At 43.7% G+C, this 16,403-nt stretch carries 11 protein-coding genes, 1 other RNA gene, 1 pseudogene and 1 other annotated feature; of the genes and pseudogenes, 2 read left to right on the top strand and 11 right to left on the bottom strand.

The genetic code is table 11. From position 1 onward, the window contains the following. Nucleotides 1-69 precede the first annotated feature (69 nt). Together ilvA and CSV76_RS13445 are read left to right on the top strand one after the other, a co-directional pair. Nucleotides 70-1,338: a threonine ammonia-lyase IlvA gene (gene ilvA / locus CSV76_RS13450; RefSeq protein WP_099625916.1), complete on the top strand. Its 1,269-nt coding sequence runs from the start codon at nucleotides 70-72 to the stop codon at nucleotides 1,336-1,338. 322 nt (nucleotides 1,339-1,660) lie between these two features. Continuing rightward, nucleotides 1,661-2,233: a GDYXXLXY domain-containing protein gene (locus CSV76_RS13445; protein WP_085426360.1), complete on the top strand. Its 573-nt coding sequence runs from the start codon at nucleotides 1,661-1,663 to the stop codon at nucleotides 2,231-2,233. 49 nt (nucleotides 2,234-2,282) lie between these two features. On the opposite strand, the gene CSV76_RS13440 is transcribed toward CSV76_RS13445, so the two are convergent. From CSV76_RS13440 to ltrA, 11 genes and pseudogenes are all read right to left on the bottom strand, one after another. After that, nucleotides 2,283-3,701 (bottom strand): NAD-dependent succinate-semialdehyde dehydrogenase, encoded by a 1,419-nt coding sequence (locus tag CSV76_RS13440; protein ID WP_085426361.1) that lies wholly within the window; start codon nucleotides 3,699-3,701, stop codon nucleotides 2,283-2,285. A gap of 14 nt (nucleotides 3,702-3,715) precedes the next feature. Continuing rightward, nucleotides 3,716-4,483 carry a tRNA threonylcarbamoyladenosine dehydratase gene (locus tag CSV76_RS13435; protein WP_099625906.1) on the bottom strand — a complete coding sequence of 256 codons (768 nt, stop codon included), beginning with the start codon at nucleotides 4,481-4,483 and terminating at the stop codon, nucleotides 3,716-3,718. A gap of 134 nt (nucleotides 4,484-4,617) precedes the next feature. Further along, nucleotides 4,618-4,798, bottom strand: a non-coding RNA gene (gene ssrS, locus CSV76_RS13430) — 6S RNA. 76 nt (nucleotides 4,799-4,874) lie between these two features. Then, nucleotides 4,875-6,644, bottom strand: a complete 1,770-nt coding sequence (gene aspS, locus CSV76_RS13425; protein WP_099625905.1) for an aspartate--tRNA ligase — start codon at nucleotides 6,642-6,644, stop codon at nucleotides 4,875-4,877. A 464-nt stretch (nucleotides 6,645-7,108) separates the two neighbouring features. Further along, nucleotides 7,109-8,371 carry a histidine--tRNA ligase gene (gene hisS, locus CSV76_RS13420; RefSeq protein WP_099625904.1) on the bottom strand — a complete coding sequence of 421 codons (1,263 nt, stop codon included), beginning with the start codon at nucleotides 8,369-8,371 and terminating at the stop codon, nucleotides 7,109-7,111. Between the two features lie 74 nt (nucleotides 8,372-8,445). Then, nucleotides 8,446-8,664, bottom strand: a binding site (T-box leader). A gap of 248 nt (nucleotides 8,665-8,912) precedes the next feature. Then, nucleotides 8,913-9,353, bottom strand: coding sequence for a D-aminoacyl-tRNA deacylase (dtd, locus tag CSV76_RS13415; protein WP_099625903.1), 441 nt, complete (start codon nucleotides 9,351-9,353; stop codon nucleotides 8,913-8,915). 15 nt (nucleotides 9,354-9,368) lie between these two features. Further along, nucleotides 9,369-11,567 carry a RelA/SpoT family protein gene (locus tag CSV76_RS13410; protein WP_099625902.1) on the bottom strand — a complete coding sequence of 733 codons (2,199 nt, stop codon included), beginning with the start codon at nucleotides 11,565-11,567 and terminating at the stop codon, nucleotides 9,369-9,371. Between the two features lie 145 nt (nucleotides 11,568-11,712). Next, nucleotides 11,713-12,225 carry an adenine phosphoribosyltransferase gene (locus CSV76_RS13405; protein ID WP_085426367.1) on the bottom strand — a complete coding sequence of 171 codons (513 nt, stop codon included), beginning with the start codon at nucleotides 12,223-12,225 and terminating at the stop codon, nucleotides 11,713-11,715. Further along, on the bottom strand, nucleotides 12,216-12,857 hold the full coding sequence (locus CSV76_RS17860) for a single-stranded-DNA-specific exonuclease C-terminal domain-containing protein (protein WP_255406950.1): 642 nt from the start codon (nucleotides 12,855-12,857) through the stop codon (nucleotides 12,216-12,218). Before CSV76_RS17860 ends, CSV76_RS13405 begins: the two co-directional genes overlap by 10 nt. A gap of 33 nt (nucleotides 12,858-12,890) precedes the next feature. Further along, nucleotides 12,891-14,273, bottom strand: a pseudogene (gene recJ / locus CSV76_RS13400) (single-stranded-DNA-specific exonuclease RecJ); the annotation flags it as partial. 179 nt (nucleotides 14,274-14,452) lie between these two features. Beyond that, a complete protein-coding gene (ltrA, locus tag CSV76_RS13395) occupies nucleotides 14,453-16,342 on the bottom strand; it encodes a group II intron reverse transcriptase/maturase (protein WP_199170392.1) in 1,890 nt (629 codons plus the stop codon). Nucleotides 16,343-16,403 lie beyond the last annotated feature (61 nt).

The raw sequence follows: 16,403 nt of genomic DNA, 5'->3' as shown, positions 1-16,403 counted from the left end.
GTTCAATCAGTTTTTTTCATGTTATTATGAGTAAACGTTGACTCAGTAACGGAGGTTAGATGATAAGTGATGAAGGTGAAAAAAATGGAAACTCAAAGTGTACAAGTAGAAGATATCTTAATTGCCAACCAGTTGCTGAAAGACATAGTTGCGCACACGCCTTTACAGAAGAATGATCGTCTATCGGAAAAGTATGATTGCCACGTGTATATTAAGCGCGAAGATTTGCAGTATGTCCGTTCCTTTAAACTGCGCGGTGCGTATTATAAGATGAAACGCATTGAAACAGAAGCTCGTAAAAAAGGAATTGTCTGTGCGAGTGCAGGAAACCATGCACAAGGCGTAGCATTCGCTTGTGCGAACCTGGACATTGACGGCAAAATCTTTATGCCACAAACGACTCCTAAACAGAAAGTTAATATGGTGAAAATGTTCGGACGCGATCGTATCGAAATCATTTTAGTCGGTGATACTTTCGATGATTGTTTCGAAAGTGCAGTCGAATTAATGGAAAAAGAAAAGCGTATTTTCATTCATCCTTTCAATGATAAGGATATTATCGCGGGCCAAGGGACAGTGGCTGTCGAAATTATGAATGATATTGAAGAACCGATCGATTATGTCTTCGCAAGTATCGGCGGCGGTGGATTGATGTCTGGTATCAGCACGTACATCAAAAACTTGTCGCCTCATACGAAAATGATTGGGGCAGAGCCAGCAGGCGCCGCTAGTATGAAAGCGTCGATTGATGCACAAAAGATCGTGCCGCTAGCCAATATCGATAAATTTGTCGATGGAGCAGCCGTGAAGTGTGTGGGCGAGCTTAATTATGAAATTTGCAATGAATATCTTGAAAACATCGTCAGTGTCCCTGAGGGGAAAGTATGTACCGCAATTCTTGATCTATACAATGAACACGCGATTATCGCGGAGCCAGCAGGCGCCCTTCCGATTGCAGCACTTGATTTTTATAAGAATGAAATCAAAGGCAAGTGCGTCGTTTGTGTAATCAGTGGCGGTAATAATGATATCGGACGAATGCAGGAGATTAAAGAGAAGTCGATGATTTATGAAGGCTTGTTGTATTATTTCTTGGTCGATTTCCCACAACGTGCAGGTGCATTGCGTCAGTTCCTTGATGGTGTGCTTGGGCCTGAGGATGATATTACGATGTTTGAGTATACGAAGAAGAATAATAAAGAAAGCGGCCCTGGTCTTGTTGGAATTGAGATTAAGCGCAAAGAAGACTATAATGGGCTGATTGCACGAATGGAAAAGAACGGCTTCCCTTATAAAGAAGTGAATAAGGATAGTACGTTGTTCGGATTATTGATTTAATAAAAGTACTGCCGCGAGAGTCATATGACTTTTGCGGCAGTTTTTTGTTAGGAGATAGCGAATGGGATAGGCGGACGCGTTTCCTAGAGGACCCGAATGACCATATACACTTAAAACGCCAGCTATACTACTACCAAACTCCAATCTCCACCTGCAAAAACCACAACCTACGCAGCAAAGTACGCTCAAATGCAACAAAACGTAAATCACTCTCCACATACAAACAGATGTGAAAGGTTTCTGAAATAAAAAATTTGGGTAAATACTTACTAAAATACACTTAAACTGCACATGCTATCTGTACATAAGAAGAAACTTTTTTATGAAACTGCAGAAAGGCGGTGACTCTGAAATGGGCCCTAAACATAGTAAATTCAGTATATCGATTCTCTTCATCGTTCCCCTGCTCATCCTAGCCAGTCTCACGGTTCCCTACTTCACCACACTCAAAAACGGAACGGATATTTATCTTCAATCTGAAACCATCACCGAGCAAGACACGAACGAAAACTATGTCATGTTGCGCTATGATGTGGAAAAAGTACCGAAAGAGCGCATGACTCCTAGTTTGATAACCGCTTTAATGAAACCAGATGATTTAGGTCAAACACGAGTGTTTGGCGTATTGGAACAAAAAGGAGATGTGCATCAAGTCATTTCATTGAGCAATAAAAAGCCTGCGGAAGGCGTGTATCTAATGGGATGGTTGGCGCAAACGACGGAACGAGAATACCGTCAGAACGACCATTATATCGTGAATTTCGGACTGGACCGCGTCTATGTTCCAAAATTCGGTCATCATGTCTCAGCGGATAGTGTAAACGACCGGACGATGACTGCACATTTTAAAGTACTAGACGGAAATAGCATTTTACGTGAGTTCAAAACCAATTAAAAGAAGCAAAAGGGATGAGTCGAACTCTTCCCTTTTGCTTCTTTTTTTATTATAAGCCTAATGAAATATATTTTACTTCCAAGTATTCATCCATTCCTTGATGTCCGCCTTCGCGTCCAAGACCACTTTGTTTAAAGCCGCCAAATGGAGCTTGTGGAGCAGATGGTAAGCCGTCATTTAGACCCACGATACCATAATCTAACGCTTCGCAAATCTGAATACCTTTTGTGATATTCTCCGTGAAGACGTATGACGCTAGTCCAAATACTGTATCATTGGCACGCTTGATAACTTCCTCTTGTGTTTCAAACGTGGTAATTGGCAATACCGGGCCAAATGTCTCTTCTTGCATACAGAGCATGTCGTCTGTTACATCTTTTAAGACAGTCGGTTGGTAGAATAAGCCTTTAATGAGTTCACCGCCTGTAACAACTGTTGCCCCTTTAGATTTTGCATCTTGTACATGCTCATCCACTTTATCGATTGCATCTTGGTCAATTAACGGACCAATTACGACACCTTCTTCTTTGCCGTCGCCGACTTTCAATTTCTTCGTTTCCTCTGCAATGCGCTTTGTGAATTCTTCAACGATTGATGAATGAACATAAATACGGTTGGCACAGACACATGTTTGTCCTGCATTACGGAATTTCGCTGCGATAACGCCATCTACTGCTTTATCCAGATCCGCGTCCGCCATAATAATCGCCGGTGCCTGCCCACCGAGTTCCAATGAAATCTTCTTCATCGTATCGGCTGCACCTTTCATCAATGTCTTACCGATTTCAGTAGATCCTGTAAACGTCAGCTTGCGCACACGACCGTCTTCTTGCCATGCTTCTGCAATTTCACTCGCACTGCCTGTTACGATGTTAAGAACACCATCCGGAATACCTGCTTCTTGCGCTAGCTCTATTAAACGGATTGCAGTAAGCGGTGTCTGAGAAGCTGGCTTCATGACGACCGTACAGCCTGCTGCGAGAGCCGGAGCGACTTTACGCGCAATCATAGCCGCTGGAAAGTTCCATGGCGTAATCGACGCGATGACACCTACTGGTTGCTTTTGCACGAACAATCGCTTATTCGATTGTGTAGCCGGAATGGTTTCACCATAAATCCGCTTACCTTCTTCAGCAAACCAGCTAATATAACCATTCGAATAACGCATTTCGCCAAGCGCTTCGGCTAACGGCTTGCCTTGCTCAGTCGTCATAGTGTCGGCTACGCTTTCTTCATTTTCCTCAATCAACGCATGCCATTTCATTAAATAGGCGCTGCGCTCATATGCTGACAACGCTGCCCAGTCTGAAAACGCTGCAGAAGCGGCATCGACTGCTTGCGTAGCTTCTGCTTTGCCTCCTTTAGGTACTGCACCGATTGTCTCACCAGTTGAAGGATTTACTACATCGATTTTTTCTAACTCCTTACCGATCTGCTTACCATTAATGATCATTTCAGTTGTCTTCATATTCGATCTCTCCTTTATTTGGCATCATTGACACGTTCTACTGGAATATCTGCCACTATATCATTTAATACCCAACTGGCGAGAATTAAACCAGCCACAGACGGACAAAATGCATTGGAAGCTGGAGGCATTTGTGCTTTTCGAATGGATGCATCCGCTTTTCCGACCGTTTCAAGGACGTCTTCGCGCACGACAATCGGACTTTCATCAGAAAATACGACCGGCACACCTTTTGGAATACCAAGTTTGCGCAAACGAAGACGCATTACTTTCGCGAGTGGATCAGTATGCGTTTTTGAAATATCCGTAATTTGGAATCGCGTCGGATCCGTTTTATTCGCAGCACCCATACTCGAAATCACTTTCACGCCGCGTTCAAGACATTGCTGGATCAAATGAATTTTATAGCTAATCGTATCCGATGCATCGATAACATAATCGGGTTTATATGAGAAAAATTCTTCCGCTGTTTCATCTGTGTAAAACATATGTAGATCGATCACTTCACACTCGGCGTTAATATCTAAGATACGTTCTTTCATGACTTCCGATTTCGAACGCCCGACAGTGGACAAATAGGCGACCAGTTGACGATTGATATTGGTAACGTCGATTGTATCTTTATCTACCAAGATAATTCGTCCAACACCTGTGCGCGCGCATGCTTCGGCAGCAAATGAACCGACTCCACCCACACCTAGAATGGCCACAGTCTTGCCTTTCATTCGCTCCACGCCTTCTGTACCGATTGACAATTCATTTCTTGAAAATTGATGTAACATCTATACCGCATCCTTTATCGTAAATTGTATTATCTCTATCCTAAAACAGTCACCTGTATTCGCGCAACTAACTGAATTTTAGGCAATAAAAAACCTCCTCGCTTCCGCAAGAAGGTTGAAATTTTAAAGTTAAGTGAAATCCCGACTGTGCCGTCTTTGAATATCGCTTTGAACCCGCTAATAGCAGGTGGGTGTCCTGTATAACTCTTTTGGCGTCCCGATTAAAGGCATGTCATCCAAGCTATAACGTTGAACTCCCGACGATAAGATGTTGGGTCAAAACTAATTTACAAATGACGAACACTTCAGGATTTCTACTAACTTCATCTTATCACACACGTTTTTATAATTCAATCAATTTGTATAAAGTGTTCTGAAAATAGTTAGATACTCACTTTTTTACTGGTTCAGCGACTACTTTAATCCCGAGTTCTTTCAGCTGGGCGTCATCTACAGAACTTGGTGCTTCTGTCAATAGATCGCTCGCACTAGCTGTTTTAGGGAATGCGATCGTGTCACGTAAGTTGGTAGATCCTGCAAGCAACATCACGATACGGTCAAGACCGAACGCAATTCCGCCGTGTGGAGGTGTCCCGTATTCGAACGCATCCAACAAGAATCCGAACTGCTCGCGCGCTTGCTCATCGGTAAAGCCAAGTGCTTTGAACATCGCTTCTTGTACGTCACGCTGATAAATACGCAATGATCCGCCACCAAGCTCATAGCCGTTCAATACTAAGTCATACGCTTGTGCTTTTACAGTTTCCGGGCTCGTCTTCAATTCTTCTACGTCAGCAGGCATCGTGAATGGGTGATGCGCTGCGTAGTAACGGCCATCTTCCTCGTCGTACTCGAATAACGGCCAATCCGTTACCCATAGGAAGTTGTATTGAGACTGATCGATTAAGTCCAATTCTTTTCCTAACTTTAGACGCAATGCGCCAAGTGAATCGGCTACAACTGACTTCTTGTCAGCTCCGAACAAGAATAAATCTCCAGGTTCTCCGTCGCCAGCCGCTTTCAATGCTTCACCAATTTCACCGTCGAAGAATTTCGCAATCGGGCCGTTAAAGCCGTCTTCCGTCACTTTCAACCAAGCCATTCCTTTAGCGCCGTACACTTTCGCAAATTCACCAAGGGCATCGATGTCTTTACGGGAATACTTTTCTGCAGCACCCTTAACGTTGATCAACTTCACTTGTCCGCCTGCTTCAACTGCGCCAGCGAATACTTTGAATGAAGAATCTTTAACAATCTCCGAAACATCCGTTAATTCCATTCCGAAACGAGTGTCCGGCTTATCTGAACCGTAACGACCCATTGCTTCATCATATGGAAGGCGTTTAAATGGTGTTTCCACGTCTACTTGCTTAACGTCTTTCATCACTTTTTTGATTAAGCGTTCGTTAAGCTCCAAAATTTCTTCAATTGACATAAAGCTCATTTCCATATCGATTTGCGTGAATTCCGGTTGACGGTCTGCACGTAAATCTTCATCGCGGAAACAACGAGCGATTTGGTAGTAACGGTCGAAACCAGACACCATCAATAACTGCTTGAATAACTGTGGTGACTGTGGCAATGCGTAGAACTCACCTTCGTGAACACGGCTTGGCACTAAATAGTCACGCGCGCCTTCAGGAGTTGATTTCGTCAGGATCGGTGTTTCTACTTCCAAGAATCCTTCATCATCCAAGAAGTTACGAACCGTTTTCGTGATGTCCGAACGCATTTTGAACACTTTTGCAAGCTCAGGACGACGAAGATCGAGGTAACGATACTTCAGACGCGTTTCTTCGCCTACATCCGTTTCGTCTTCGATTGTAAATGGTGGGTTCTTCGCTTCGTTGATGACTTTCACTTCAACCACTTGAACTTCGATTGCGCCTGTTGCGATGTTTTTGTTCTTTGTGCGTTCTTGACGTTCGATCACGAGGCCAGTTACTTCGATGACGTATTCGTTACGAAGTGTTTCAGCAATTTCTAGTGCTTCTTTGGAGATGTCCGGGTTGAATACCGTCTGGACGATACCTGCGCGGTCGCGGACGTCGATGAAGATCAGACCACCAAGGTCACGGCGCTTCTGCACCCAACCTTTAAGCGTGACTTCTTCTCCGATTTGTAGTTCTGATAAGTTCCCACAATAATGTGTGCGTTGCATAGTGCTACACTACCCTTCTGATGTTTGGATTGTATTTTGTAAATATTATTAAATATAGAGAGCTACATGGTGTTGAGCATGGGATTTGCGCTTCAGAGGGGACGCTTTCCCGAGGGCCCGCGGTGAGCCAACCAGGTCGCTGCGCTTCCTTTGGTTGTCTCACCTGTCGGACTGATCCTCCGGGAGTCGCCCCTCTTACGCTCCAATCCTATGTGGAGACTATGATTAGTTAATGACATCACTGAAGTTCATAAGTGACTTAATGTACTTTTTAAATTTATTTAAATTCAAGAACAGTAACGAAGTACTTCCCCCTCTAAAAGTAGGGATTGGAGTGCAGAGCGGCGACCGCGGGAATAGCATGAGCCTTGAGACCCCGCAGAAGCGAAGCGCCGAGGAGGCTCAAGCCATGCCCGCAGGAAAGCGTCCGCTCGGAACGGAAATCCCCATGACGTTTCCTGCTCTTACTTCTTTAATTCCACAATCAATTCATCAACCGCAACCTTCTTCTGTTCTCCGTCTGCCATGTTCTTTAGCTGGACGACGTTTTCGTTCATTTCGTCCTCGCCTATGACGATGACGTGGTTCGCTTGCAAGCGGTCAGCGGACTTCATCTGGGCCTTCATCTTGCGGTCCATGTAGTCCATCTCGCTACGCAAGCCATTGTCGCGTAGTTTGCTGAGGATCTCGAAGCCTTTTTCGCGTGCTGCGTCGCCTAGTGTGACGAGGTAAACATCGAGTGACGGTTCGTCCGTGAAGGACTTTCCTTCTGCATCAAGCGCCAGCAAAAGTCGCTCGATGCTGAGGGCGAAGCCGATCCCGGGAGCAGGTGGGCCGCCGATTTCTTCAGCAAGCCCATTATAGCGTCCGCCACCACAAAGAGTCGTAATCGCACCGAAGCCTTTAGACGTGCTCATGATTTCGAATGCCGTGTGGTTGTAGTAGTCAAGTCCACGTACGAGATTCGGGTCGTATTCGTACTCGATGCCCGCGATGTTCAAGTAGTTTTTTACTTTCTCGAAATATGCGCTTGATTCTTCATTAAGATAATCAGCGAGTGACGGAGCTGTTGTCATCAATGGATGTTCTCTGTCCACTTTACAGTCGAGAATGCGCAATGGGTTTTTTTCCAGACGGTTTTGGCAGTCTGAACAGAATTCCTCAATGCGCGGACTGAAGTGTGCGATCAACGCTTCACGGTGCGCGTCGCGTGATTCCTTGTCTCCAAGTGAATTCAACACGAGTTTGATGTCCGATAGACCGGTTTTTTTGTAAATGTTCATTGCCAATTCAATCACTTCTGCATCGATTGCTGGGTCCGCGCTACCGATTGCCTCTACGCCGAACTGGACGAATTGGCGATAACGGCCGGCTTGTTGGCGCTCATAGCGGAACATCGGACCTGTGTAATATAACTTCACGGGCTGATCTGCGTATCCAAACATTTTGTGTTCGACGAATGAACGAACGACAGGTGCTGTGCCTTCAGGGCGCAATGTCATCGAACGATCGCCTCTGTCCGTGAACGTGTACATCTCTTTTTGCACAATGTCTGTAGTATCTCCAACAGTGCGCTGGAATAATTCAGTTTGCTCAAAAATCGGTGTGCGGATTTCTTTGTAGTTGTATACGTCGCAAATCGAACGTGCAATTTTTTCAACGCGTTGCCACTTCCAAGAAACGTCAGGAAGAATATCCTGTGTACCGCGGGGAACTTTAAAATTCATAAGTAAAACTCCTTTCGATCATCTGATAACGGGTGAACTTCCAGAAAACACAAAAAAGCTCCCATCCCTAATAAAACAGGGACGAGAGCTTGTAGCTTCCGCGGTTCCACCCAAATTGACACAATTGTGCCCACTCGAATCCGGATAACGGCCGGTTCCGTCCACGCCTACTACTTTCAGCATGAATCCTCCGTGGTGTTGTTCGCTTTACGGTTCTGTCAGGGAATTTCAGCCAAGTTCCCCGTTCTCTTTCCAGCCTGTAGTAAAGGTATTTTCCACATCATCGGTGTATGAATTAATTCGATTACTATCTATGTTAGTCGCAACCGCCGATACTGTCAACTCGTTTGACGAATTATATGTGATGGGGAGAATTAGCGAATGCTCATACAAACTGTTCATCCGCTCTATTCGAACCCGTGAGTGCTCTATGAAACGTCGTGACCGCTCTATCGCGCCTGTTATTCGCTCATAGAATTCAACCAAGCGCTCTATCACGCCACGCAACTGCTCATAGACTTATCACACACACAGTACTTCATCACTTCGACTCAATCATCAACGTCACCGGACCATCATTCGTCAACTGCACGTCCATCATCGCACCGAACTGTCCCGTTTCGACGTGGAGTCCGTGACTACGCAGCTGTTCATTAAAGTATTCCCATAACGGTTCTGCTACGTCAGTTTTCGCTGCGTCAATAAAGCTTGGACGACGGCCTTTTTGTACGTTGCCATACAAAGTAAACTGGGAAACCGATAAGATCGCTCCATTGACTTCATTGATCGAACGATTCAATTTCCCTTCGTCGTCTTCGTAAATGCGCAAGCCCGCAATTTTATTCGCAATATAGTTGGCATCTTGTTCAGTATCATCATGCGTGATGCCAACAAGCAATACATAACCTATTGAAATGGCACCCGTAATTTCTCCGTCAACTGTTACAGAAGCATCTTTCGCACGCTGTAATAAGACTCGCATGTTCACACCTCCTGTTTAGTTCATCACGCGTTCTACGGAATACACATCTTTAATTTGTTTGATTTTCTCGACGGTACGCTGTAGATGAGTGATGTTCTGGATTTTGATCGACATATGGATATGCGCGATATCGTCTTTATCTGCTTTACCGCTAACCGCGATAATCGGCGTATTCATATCGGCCACGACCATCATCACTTCATTCAGCAAGCCTTGTCGGTCAAACGCTGAAATTTCAATATCAACTTGGAATTCTTTTTTAACCTTCTCATCCTGAACCGCCCAGTCTACGTCGATAATTCGCTCTTGCTGTCCTTGTTCGGATAAAACGTTCGGACAATCGGTACGGTGAACAGAAACTCCGCGTCCACGTGTAATGAAGCCTACAATTTCATCGCCTGGAACAGGATTACAACACTTCGAAATACGAATCAACATATTATCAATGTCCTTGACGATTACGCCTGATTCGGTTTGTTTCTCAGGCTTCGGCGTATGAATATCCGAAACGATTTTGTCAATCGTTTCTTGCTTCACGCGTTCCTTGCGCATTCGCTCAGCTAGTCGATTGACAACTTGTTGTGCGGTAATGCCGCCTGATCCGACTGCTGCGTAGAGATCTTCTTCAGAAGTGAAACTGAATTTATCAATCGTGCGCTGCATATTTTCTTTACTCAACGCTTCTTTGACGTCATACTCTTCAGCTTTCAATTCCTTCTGGATCATTTCGCTACCCTTGTCGATGTTCTCGTCGCGTAATTGCTTTTTAAAGTACTGGCGAATTTTATTTTTCGCTTGAGAAGTATGGGCCAGTTTCAGCCAATCACGACTTGGGCCAAATGATTGTTTCGATGTCAAAATTTCCACAATGTCGCCAGTCGACAACGCCGAATCCAAAGGAACAATTTTACCATTGACTTTTGCACCCGTCGTCCGGTTACCGACTTCGGAGTGCACACGATAAGCAAAATCGATTGGCACCGATCCTTGCGGCAATTCGACAACATCCCCGTCTGGTGTAAATACATAGACCATGTCCGAGAATAAATCGAACTTCAATGATTCCATAAATTCCTGCGCATTGGAAGATTCATTTTGAATTTCAAGAATCTCACGGAACCATGTAAATTTCGAATCAATATCACTATCCAGTTTTGCCACTGGTTTACCTTCTTTATACGCCCAATGTGCCGCTACACCAAATTCAGAAATTCTGTGCATCTCTTCTGTACGAATTTGCACTTCGAGAGGATCTCCTGCAGGCCCCACGACCGTCGTATGAATTGACTGGTACAAATTTTGTTTCGGCATCGCGATATAGTCCTTGAATCGTCCAGGCATCGGCTTCCATAGCGTATGGATAATCCCGAGCGCCGCGTAGCAATCCTTGATACTTTTCACCACAATACGGACTGCTAATAAATCATAAATTTCATTGAATTCTTTTTTCTGAATGACCATTTTTTGATATATGGAATACAAATGCTTCGGTCTGCCATGCATTTCTGCCGCAATACCCATTTCGTCCAGTTCGACACGCATCTGGTTCATGACGTCTGTCAAATATTGTTCACGTTCTGTCCGCTTTTGCTTCATCAAATTCACGATGCGATAATACTGTTGCGGATTGGAATAGCGTAATGCAATATCTTCGAGCTCCCACTTAATCGTGGAAATTCCAAGACGATGAGCAAGTGGAGAGAAAATTTCCAGTGTTTCTTCGGAGACACGACGTTGTTTAGCAGCAGGAACATGCTTCAATGTCCGCATATTATGTAAGCGGTCCGCCAATTTAATTAGAATGACACGGATATCTTGTGCCATCGCGATAAACATTTTGCGGTGGTTTTCCGCTTGTTTTTCTTCATTGGATCTGAATTTTAATTTATCGAGCTTCGTTACGCCATCCACGAGCATCGCGACTTCATCACCAAATTCGCGGATGATATCTTCACGGCTGATCTCCGTATCCTCTACCACGTCGTGCAAGAAGCCTGCCGCAACGGTTTCTGGATCCATTTGAAGTTCAGCCAAAATGCCTGCCACTTGAATCGGATGGTTGATATACGGCTCACCTGAAGTTCTAAACTGTCCTTCGTGAGACTTTTTCGCCATGACATACGCGCGCTTAATGAATTCGACGTGCTCTTCATTCATGTATTTGGCGACCAAGTCGTATACGTCTTGTTCTGTCAGGTCTTGATTTTTCGCCATTATGTTACCCCTTTCAACCTATTCCGTAAATATTTAGATAATTTTTTTAGTAGTATATGTATAATATCATTTATCGTTAAAGCGAATCAAACTCAGTGCCCATATAACAAGAATCCTCCGCGTTTAGCGAAGGATTCGTTAGGAATTAATACGTAATAAGCGCCTTGATGTTTTCATTCGTCAACTTTTTGCGACCTTCCAAGTACGTCAGTTCGATCAAGAATGCACAGCCAGCCACTACGCCGCCTAGTTTCTCGATTAATTCGACCGTTGCACCCACTGTACCGCCAGTTGCAAGCAAATCATCTACAACGAGTACACGCTGTCCAGGCTTGATCGCATCTTTGTGGATCGTTAGTTCATCTTGTCCATATTCCAGATCATAGAAGACCGAAATAGTTTCGCGAGGTAATTTCCCCGGCTTACGAACCGGCGCAAAACCGATTTGAAGGGCATAGGCCACAGGACATCCGATGATGAAACCGCGTGCTTCCGGCCCCACGATAATATCTACGTCCAATCCTTTCGCATACTCGACAATTTGGTCTGTCGCATATTTATATGCTTCTCCGTTATCCATGATCGTCGTGATGTCCTTAAAGCTGACACCCGGTTTCGGATAATCGTCTACAGTCGTTACAAACTTTTTTAAGTCCACAGTTTTTCCTCCTCAACAGCGTCTGTCTCACGTAAAGAATCGAATACTTTCTTTAAGTCCTGATACGGAGCATAAAGCAATAACTCTTCTAGTTTAATTTGCTGTTGGCGTTTTTTATAGGATGGTGCTTCTTCCAAATCACGTTTGCCGGCAGATTCTAGCATCGTCACCTTACCATTCTCTAGTGTAACAAATTCTAGTTCATAAAACACTTTTGTCATGAACTTAATTACGTCTTTTTTCCAACCTTTATGTTTTGAAAGCATTTCGATTTGATTGTACATATCAAATGTCTCCCGCTTTTTCAAAAAGCTGTAATACCAACCAAATTGTTGGCGGTCGGGCATCTTTTCGAAGTACATCGAATCATGCACATGTAGATGTAGATAGACACGGTCAGCAAGCGTCTTTTCCATCACTAGCTTCAACTGTTCTTTCGCCTGTGGCATATCGAGCAAAACAATCGCGGAAGACGGATACACTTCATCGCGTCCGATCAAAGCAATCGGAACGTCTTTAAAGAATGGTGCGAAATGCTGAATGGCTTCTTCACTGAACGCAATGAATTGCGCTTTATCTGGAATCATCGGCAACCATCTAGCCGGTTCACGAATTCCACGATAATCAAACAACTGCCATTCGTCACATTTTACGTCACCAACAAGCAACTGCGCTTTCTTATTGCCGTTCCATTCATTGATCTGCAAATCACCCGTCAAACTCAACTTACTCTGTGGTGCCATTTCATCTGCCAATGCACCCGCTCCGAAATAAATCGCGTCCAGTCGCTCACCGTGATCACCCATTTCCAGTTTTAGATGATCTTTCGCCGTACCGATTTTGCGGACAGATATCGTATCTAGATCTTCAAGCAAGAAAACAGGCTTCGGGAACCCCATACCAAATGGTCGGATTTTCTCAAGCGCTTCGATGGACGCAATATCAATTTCATTCATCGACAGCGGTACATCGATCGATAAAATAGGCTGAAGGTCTTCTTCCGTCAACACGTCTCTCGCCTGTTCATTCAAATTCGAACGCAATAATTCGACATCTTCTATTTTCAATGACATTCCAGCCGCCATCGCATGCCCGCCGAAATGTGGCAGAATCGATGCATTCTTAGACAATTCCTTATACAAATCAAAGCCTTCGATACTGCGGGCAGAACCTTTTGCGATCCCTGTCTCATGGTCAAGCGACAAAATGATGGAAGGACGGTAGTGTTTCTCCGTCAACCTCGACGACACGATGCCGACAACACCCGGATTCCAACCTTCACCTTCGACGACTAAAACGTGAGGAATTTGATCGCCATAGCGAATTTCCACTTGTTCTTCCGCCTCTTTTGCGATCTCTTTCACCAATTGTTGCCTTTCTTTATTCAAATCATTCAATGACTCCGCAATTCCGAGCGCTTGTTGATCATTGTCAGACTTCAATAACTCCACAGCGACGTCCGCATCACCGAGTCGCCCAGGTGCATTTAAGCGTGGACCTATCGTAAAGCCAATCGTTTCTTCCGATAATGCGTTCTGGTCATGTCCGCTCACTTGCATCAATGCTTTAATTCCCGAACGCTGCGTGCGACGCAATCTGCGAATTCCTTCCTTCACCATATACCGGTTCTCATTTTCTAGCGGAACCAAATCTGCAATGGTGCCGATTGCGACAAATTCTAACAAGTCGAGTGGTGGCTCTCCAAGTAGCGCAGAAGCGAGTTTGAACGCTACACCTACCCCCGCAAGTTCTCCGAATGGATAATTGCCTTCCGGATGACGAGGATGAATGACTGCGTCCGCATCAGGCAATACTTCGCCCATTTCGTGGTGATCCGTTACGATGATCGTCATCCCAAGCGACTTCGCGAATGCGATTTGCTCGACGCCTGAAATTCCGTTATCAACGGTAATGAGGACTTCGGTTCCGTCTATATGTAGTTGTTCAAAGTAGTCGCTATTCGGTCCATAACCATGTTCAAATCGGTTCGGAATGGCAAAGTTCACTTTAGCACCGAGACGTTCAAGTGCTGTCGTTAGCACAGTGACGCTTGTTACGCCGTATAGTGATAGGTAAACCTTTGAAAGTTATCTCCGGCTTTTCCCCCACTTCACACCGTGCGTGAGACTTTCACCTCACACGGCGTTCCATCGAAAAATTTCAAAACTTTGGTAATCTACATAACTTAACAGAATTCACTTGTTCGTTGGTATGTCTAATCGTCCAATTAGAGTGTTACTTGCTGTAGTTCCAGTTTCTTTCGTAGCGTATTTATTTTATTAAGGCTTTGTGAGTTGGTTATTAACTTTTTATACTTTGCGATTATTTCTTCATCTTTTGCATGGATTAAGATGTGAATGTCTTTATCAACGAGACAGAGGTTGTTATATTGGTCAGTACCACCTTGCAACCGTGGTACTTTGTGATGGCAATGAATCGTCATCGGGTTTAACATTTGCCCTGTTACGTGGCATTTCCCTCTTTGTGCACAGTATAATGCAATACGATTATCGTTGTACTCTATACTTCGCTGTGGAATTGGATGCTCCATCAGAAAACGAAGTATAGTGATATCAACAGTCGTCAGATTTTTGTGAATTTCTTCTCTGCCTTCTTTTGTATATGCATTAACCGTGTTACGCTTCATCATCGGATTCTTATGTTTAATATATCCAATTGGAAGTAGCGGATCTCGTGATATAAATCTTAATTGTTTGCTCTTCCCGTATTCTTTCTTAATAAAATCAGATGTTATCACACCTGTTTTCTTAATTCGCCTTTTCATACGATGGTCTTTCATACATGCATTCACTTCGTATGCAATGTTCCCCATGTCTTCGGAAATCATTGTAGCGGTACGGAAATATTGATGAAGTCCTATTACAGTCGAGTTGTAGAGTGCTATTTTTCTTGCTTGGTCGTTAACACCGCTATCATATCGAATACCGTTTATGATTTGCTTCAAGTTTTTCTTTGTGCGTTGAACTGCTTTGTCGCACATATGACTTTTCACAACCCATTTCTCGCCTTTTGGAATTAACTTCATCTTAAACCCTAGGAATTCTGAGTAACTCTTTTTGAGATTCACTATTTTTGATTTGTCTTCGCTTATTTCTAAACCAAGTCTTTCTTTCAGCCATTTTTGTACTGCAAAAAATAATCGTTTGGCGTGATTAGGATTACTGCAAAAGATTTTGAAATCATCTGCATATCGAACAATATAACATTCCTTCAAGTTAGTTTTACGTAACGATTTATATTGATTTCCTTTGTCCGTGGAATTCCCACGATCTTCACGTCTGATTATTTTATCTTCGCAGATAGGGATTGTCTCCCACTGGCTTTCAATCCAACGATCAAGTTCATTAAGAACAATATTAGATAATAATGGAGATAGGATGCCACCTTGTGGCGTACCTTTCTCATTCTCAATGATTCGACCATCCGGCAACTTGATTTTTGCTTTAAGCATTTTCGAAATAATAGTGAGTAAATTCTTATCTTGAATACCCATTGCCCACATTTGTTTTAACAACTTGGCATGGGACACGTTATCGAAGAATCCCTTAATATCTATATCAATTACATATGACATTTTTGAATTCTGCATAAGACGATAACTTTGAGCTATCGCATTCTCTACTGAGCGGTTCGGTCTAAATCCATGACTTCTCCCCGAGAATTTTGCTTCCACTATGGGTTCAAGAATTTGCAATATACATTGTTGGACTATCCTATCCCAAATAGCGGGAATTCCTAAAGGTCTAATTTTTCCATTTGGCTTTGGTATTTCTACTCGTCTAACTGCTTTCGGTTTATAATCTCGCAGTTTGTTTCTAACAAAACCAACAAATTGCTCTTCGGTCAGCTCGGAAATATGATCGATTGTTCGACCATCTACGCCAGCCGTTTTGCTGCCTGTATTTTTCTTAATATTTCGATACGCCAACTTAATGTTTTCAACTGAACTAATCATGGACATTAAGTTTTTAAAAGAACTGTCATTTTTGCTTTGTTCATGCAACATGTCAAATGTATCTTGCATGTGATAATACTCTGCGTTTCTGAGCTTGGACTTTTTAACATGTTTAACGATTTGTGAATTTGCCACAGACATCAACCCCTCTCTCAAGTGGTGATTCTTTTAGTCATACTCGAATCTGTGTCTGTTATGCATT

Origin of the sequence: Sporosarcina sp. P17b, assembly GCF_002743115.1 — a bacterium.
GTDB lineage: Bacteria > Bacillota > Bacilli > Bacillales_A > Planococcaceae > Sporosarcina > Sporosarcina ureae_C.
Note: the sequence above shows the minus strand (reverse complement) of the source record. Positions and strands in the feature narration are given on the sequence as shown.

Coding starts and splice junctions, on each gene's coding strand:
- ilvA (WP_099625916.1), top strand. CDS start 70: ATGAAGGTGAAAAAAATGGAAACTCAAAGTGTACAAGTAGAAGATATC.
- CSV76_RS13445 (WP_085426360.1), top strand. CDS start 1,661: ATGAAACTGCAGAAAGGCGGTGACTCTGAAATGGGCCCTAAACATAGT.
- CSV76_RS13440 (WP_085426361.1), bottom strand. CDS start 3,701: ATGAAGACAACTGAAATGATCATTAATGGTAAGCAGATCGGTAAGGAG.
- CSV76_RS13435 (WP_099625906.1), bottom strand. CDS start 4,483: ATGTTACATCAATTTTCAAGAAATGAATTGTCAATCGGTACAGAAGGC.
- aspS (WP_099625905.1), bottom strand. CDS start 6,644: ATGCAACGCACACATTATTGTGGGAACTTATCAGAACTACAAATCGGA.
- hisS (WP_099625904.1), bottom strand. CDS start 8,371: ATGAATTTTAAAGTTCCCCGCGGTACACAGGATATTCTTCCTGACGTT.
- dtd (WP_099625903.1), bottom strand. CDS start 9,353: ATGCGAGTCTTATTACAGCGTGCGAAAGATGCTTCTGTAACAGTTGAC.
- CSV76_RS13410 (WP_099625902.1), bottom strand. CDS start 11,567: ATGGCGAAAAATCAAGACCTGACAGAACAAGACGTATACGACTTGGTC.
- ltrA (WP_199170392.1), bottom strand. CDS start 16,342: ATGTCTGTGGCAAATTCACAAATCGTTAAACATGTTAAAAAGTCCAAG.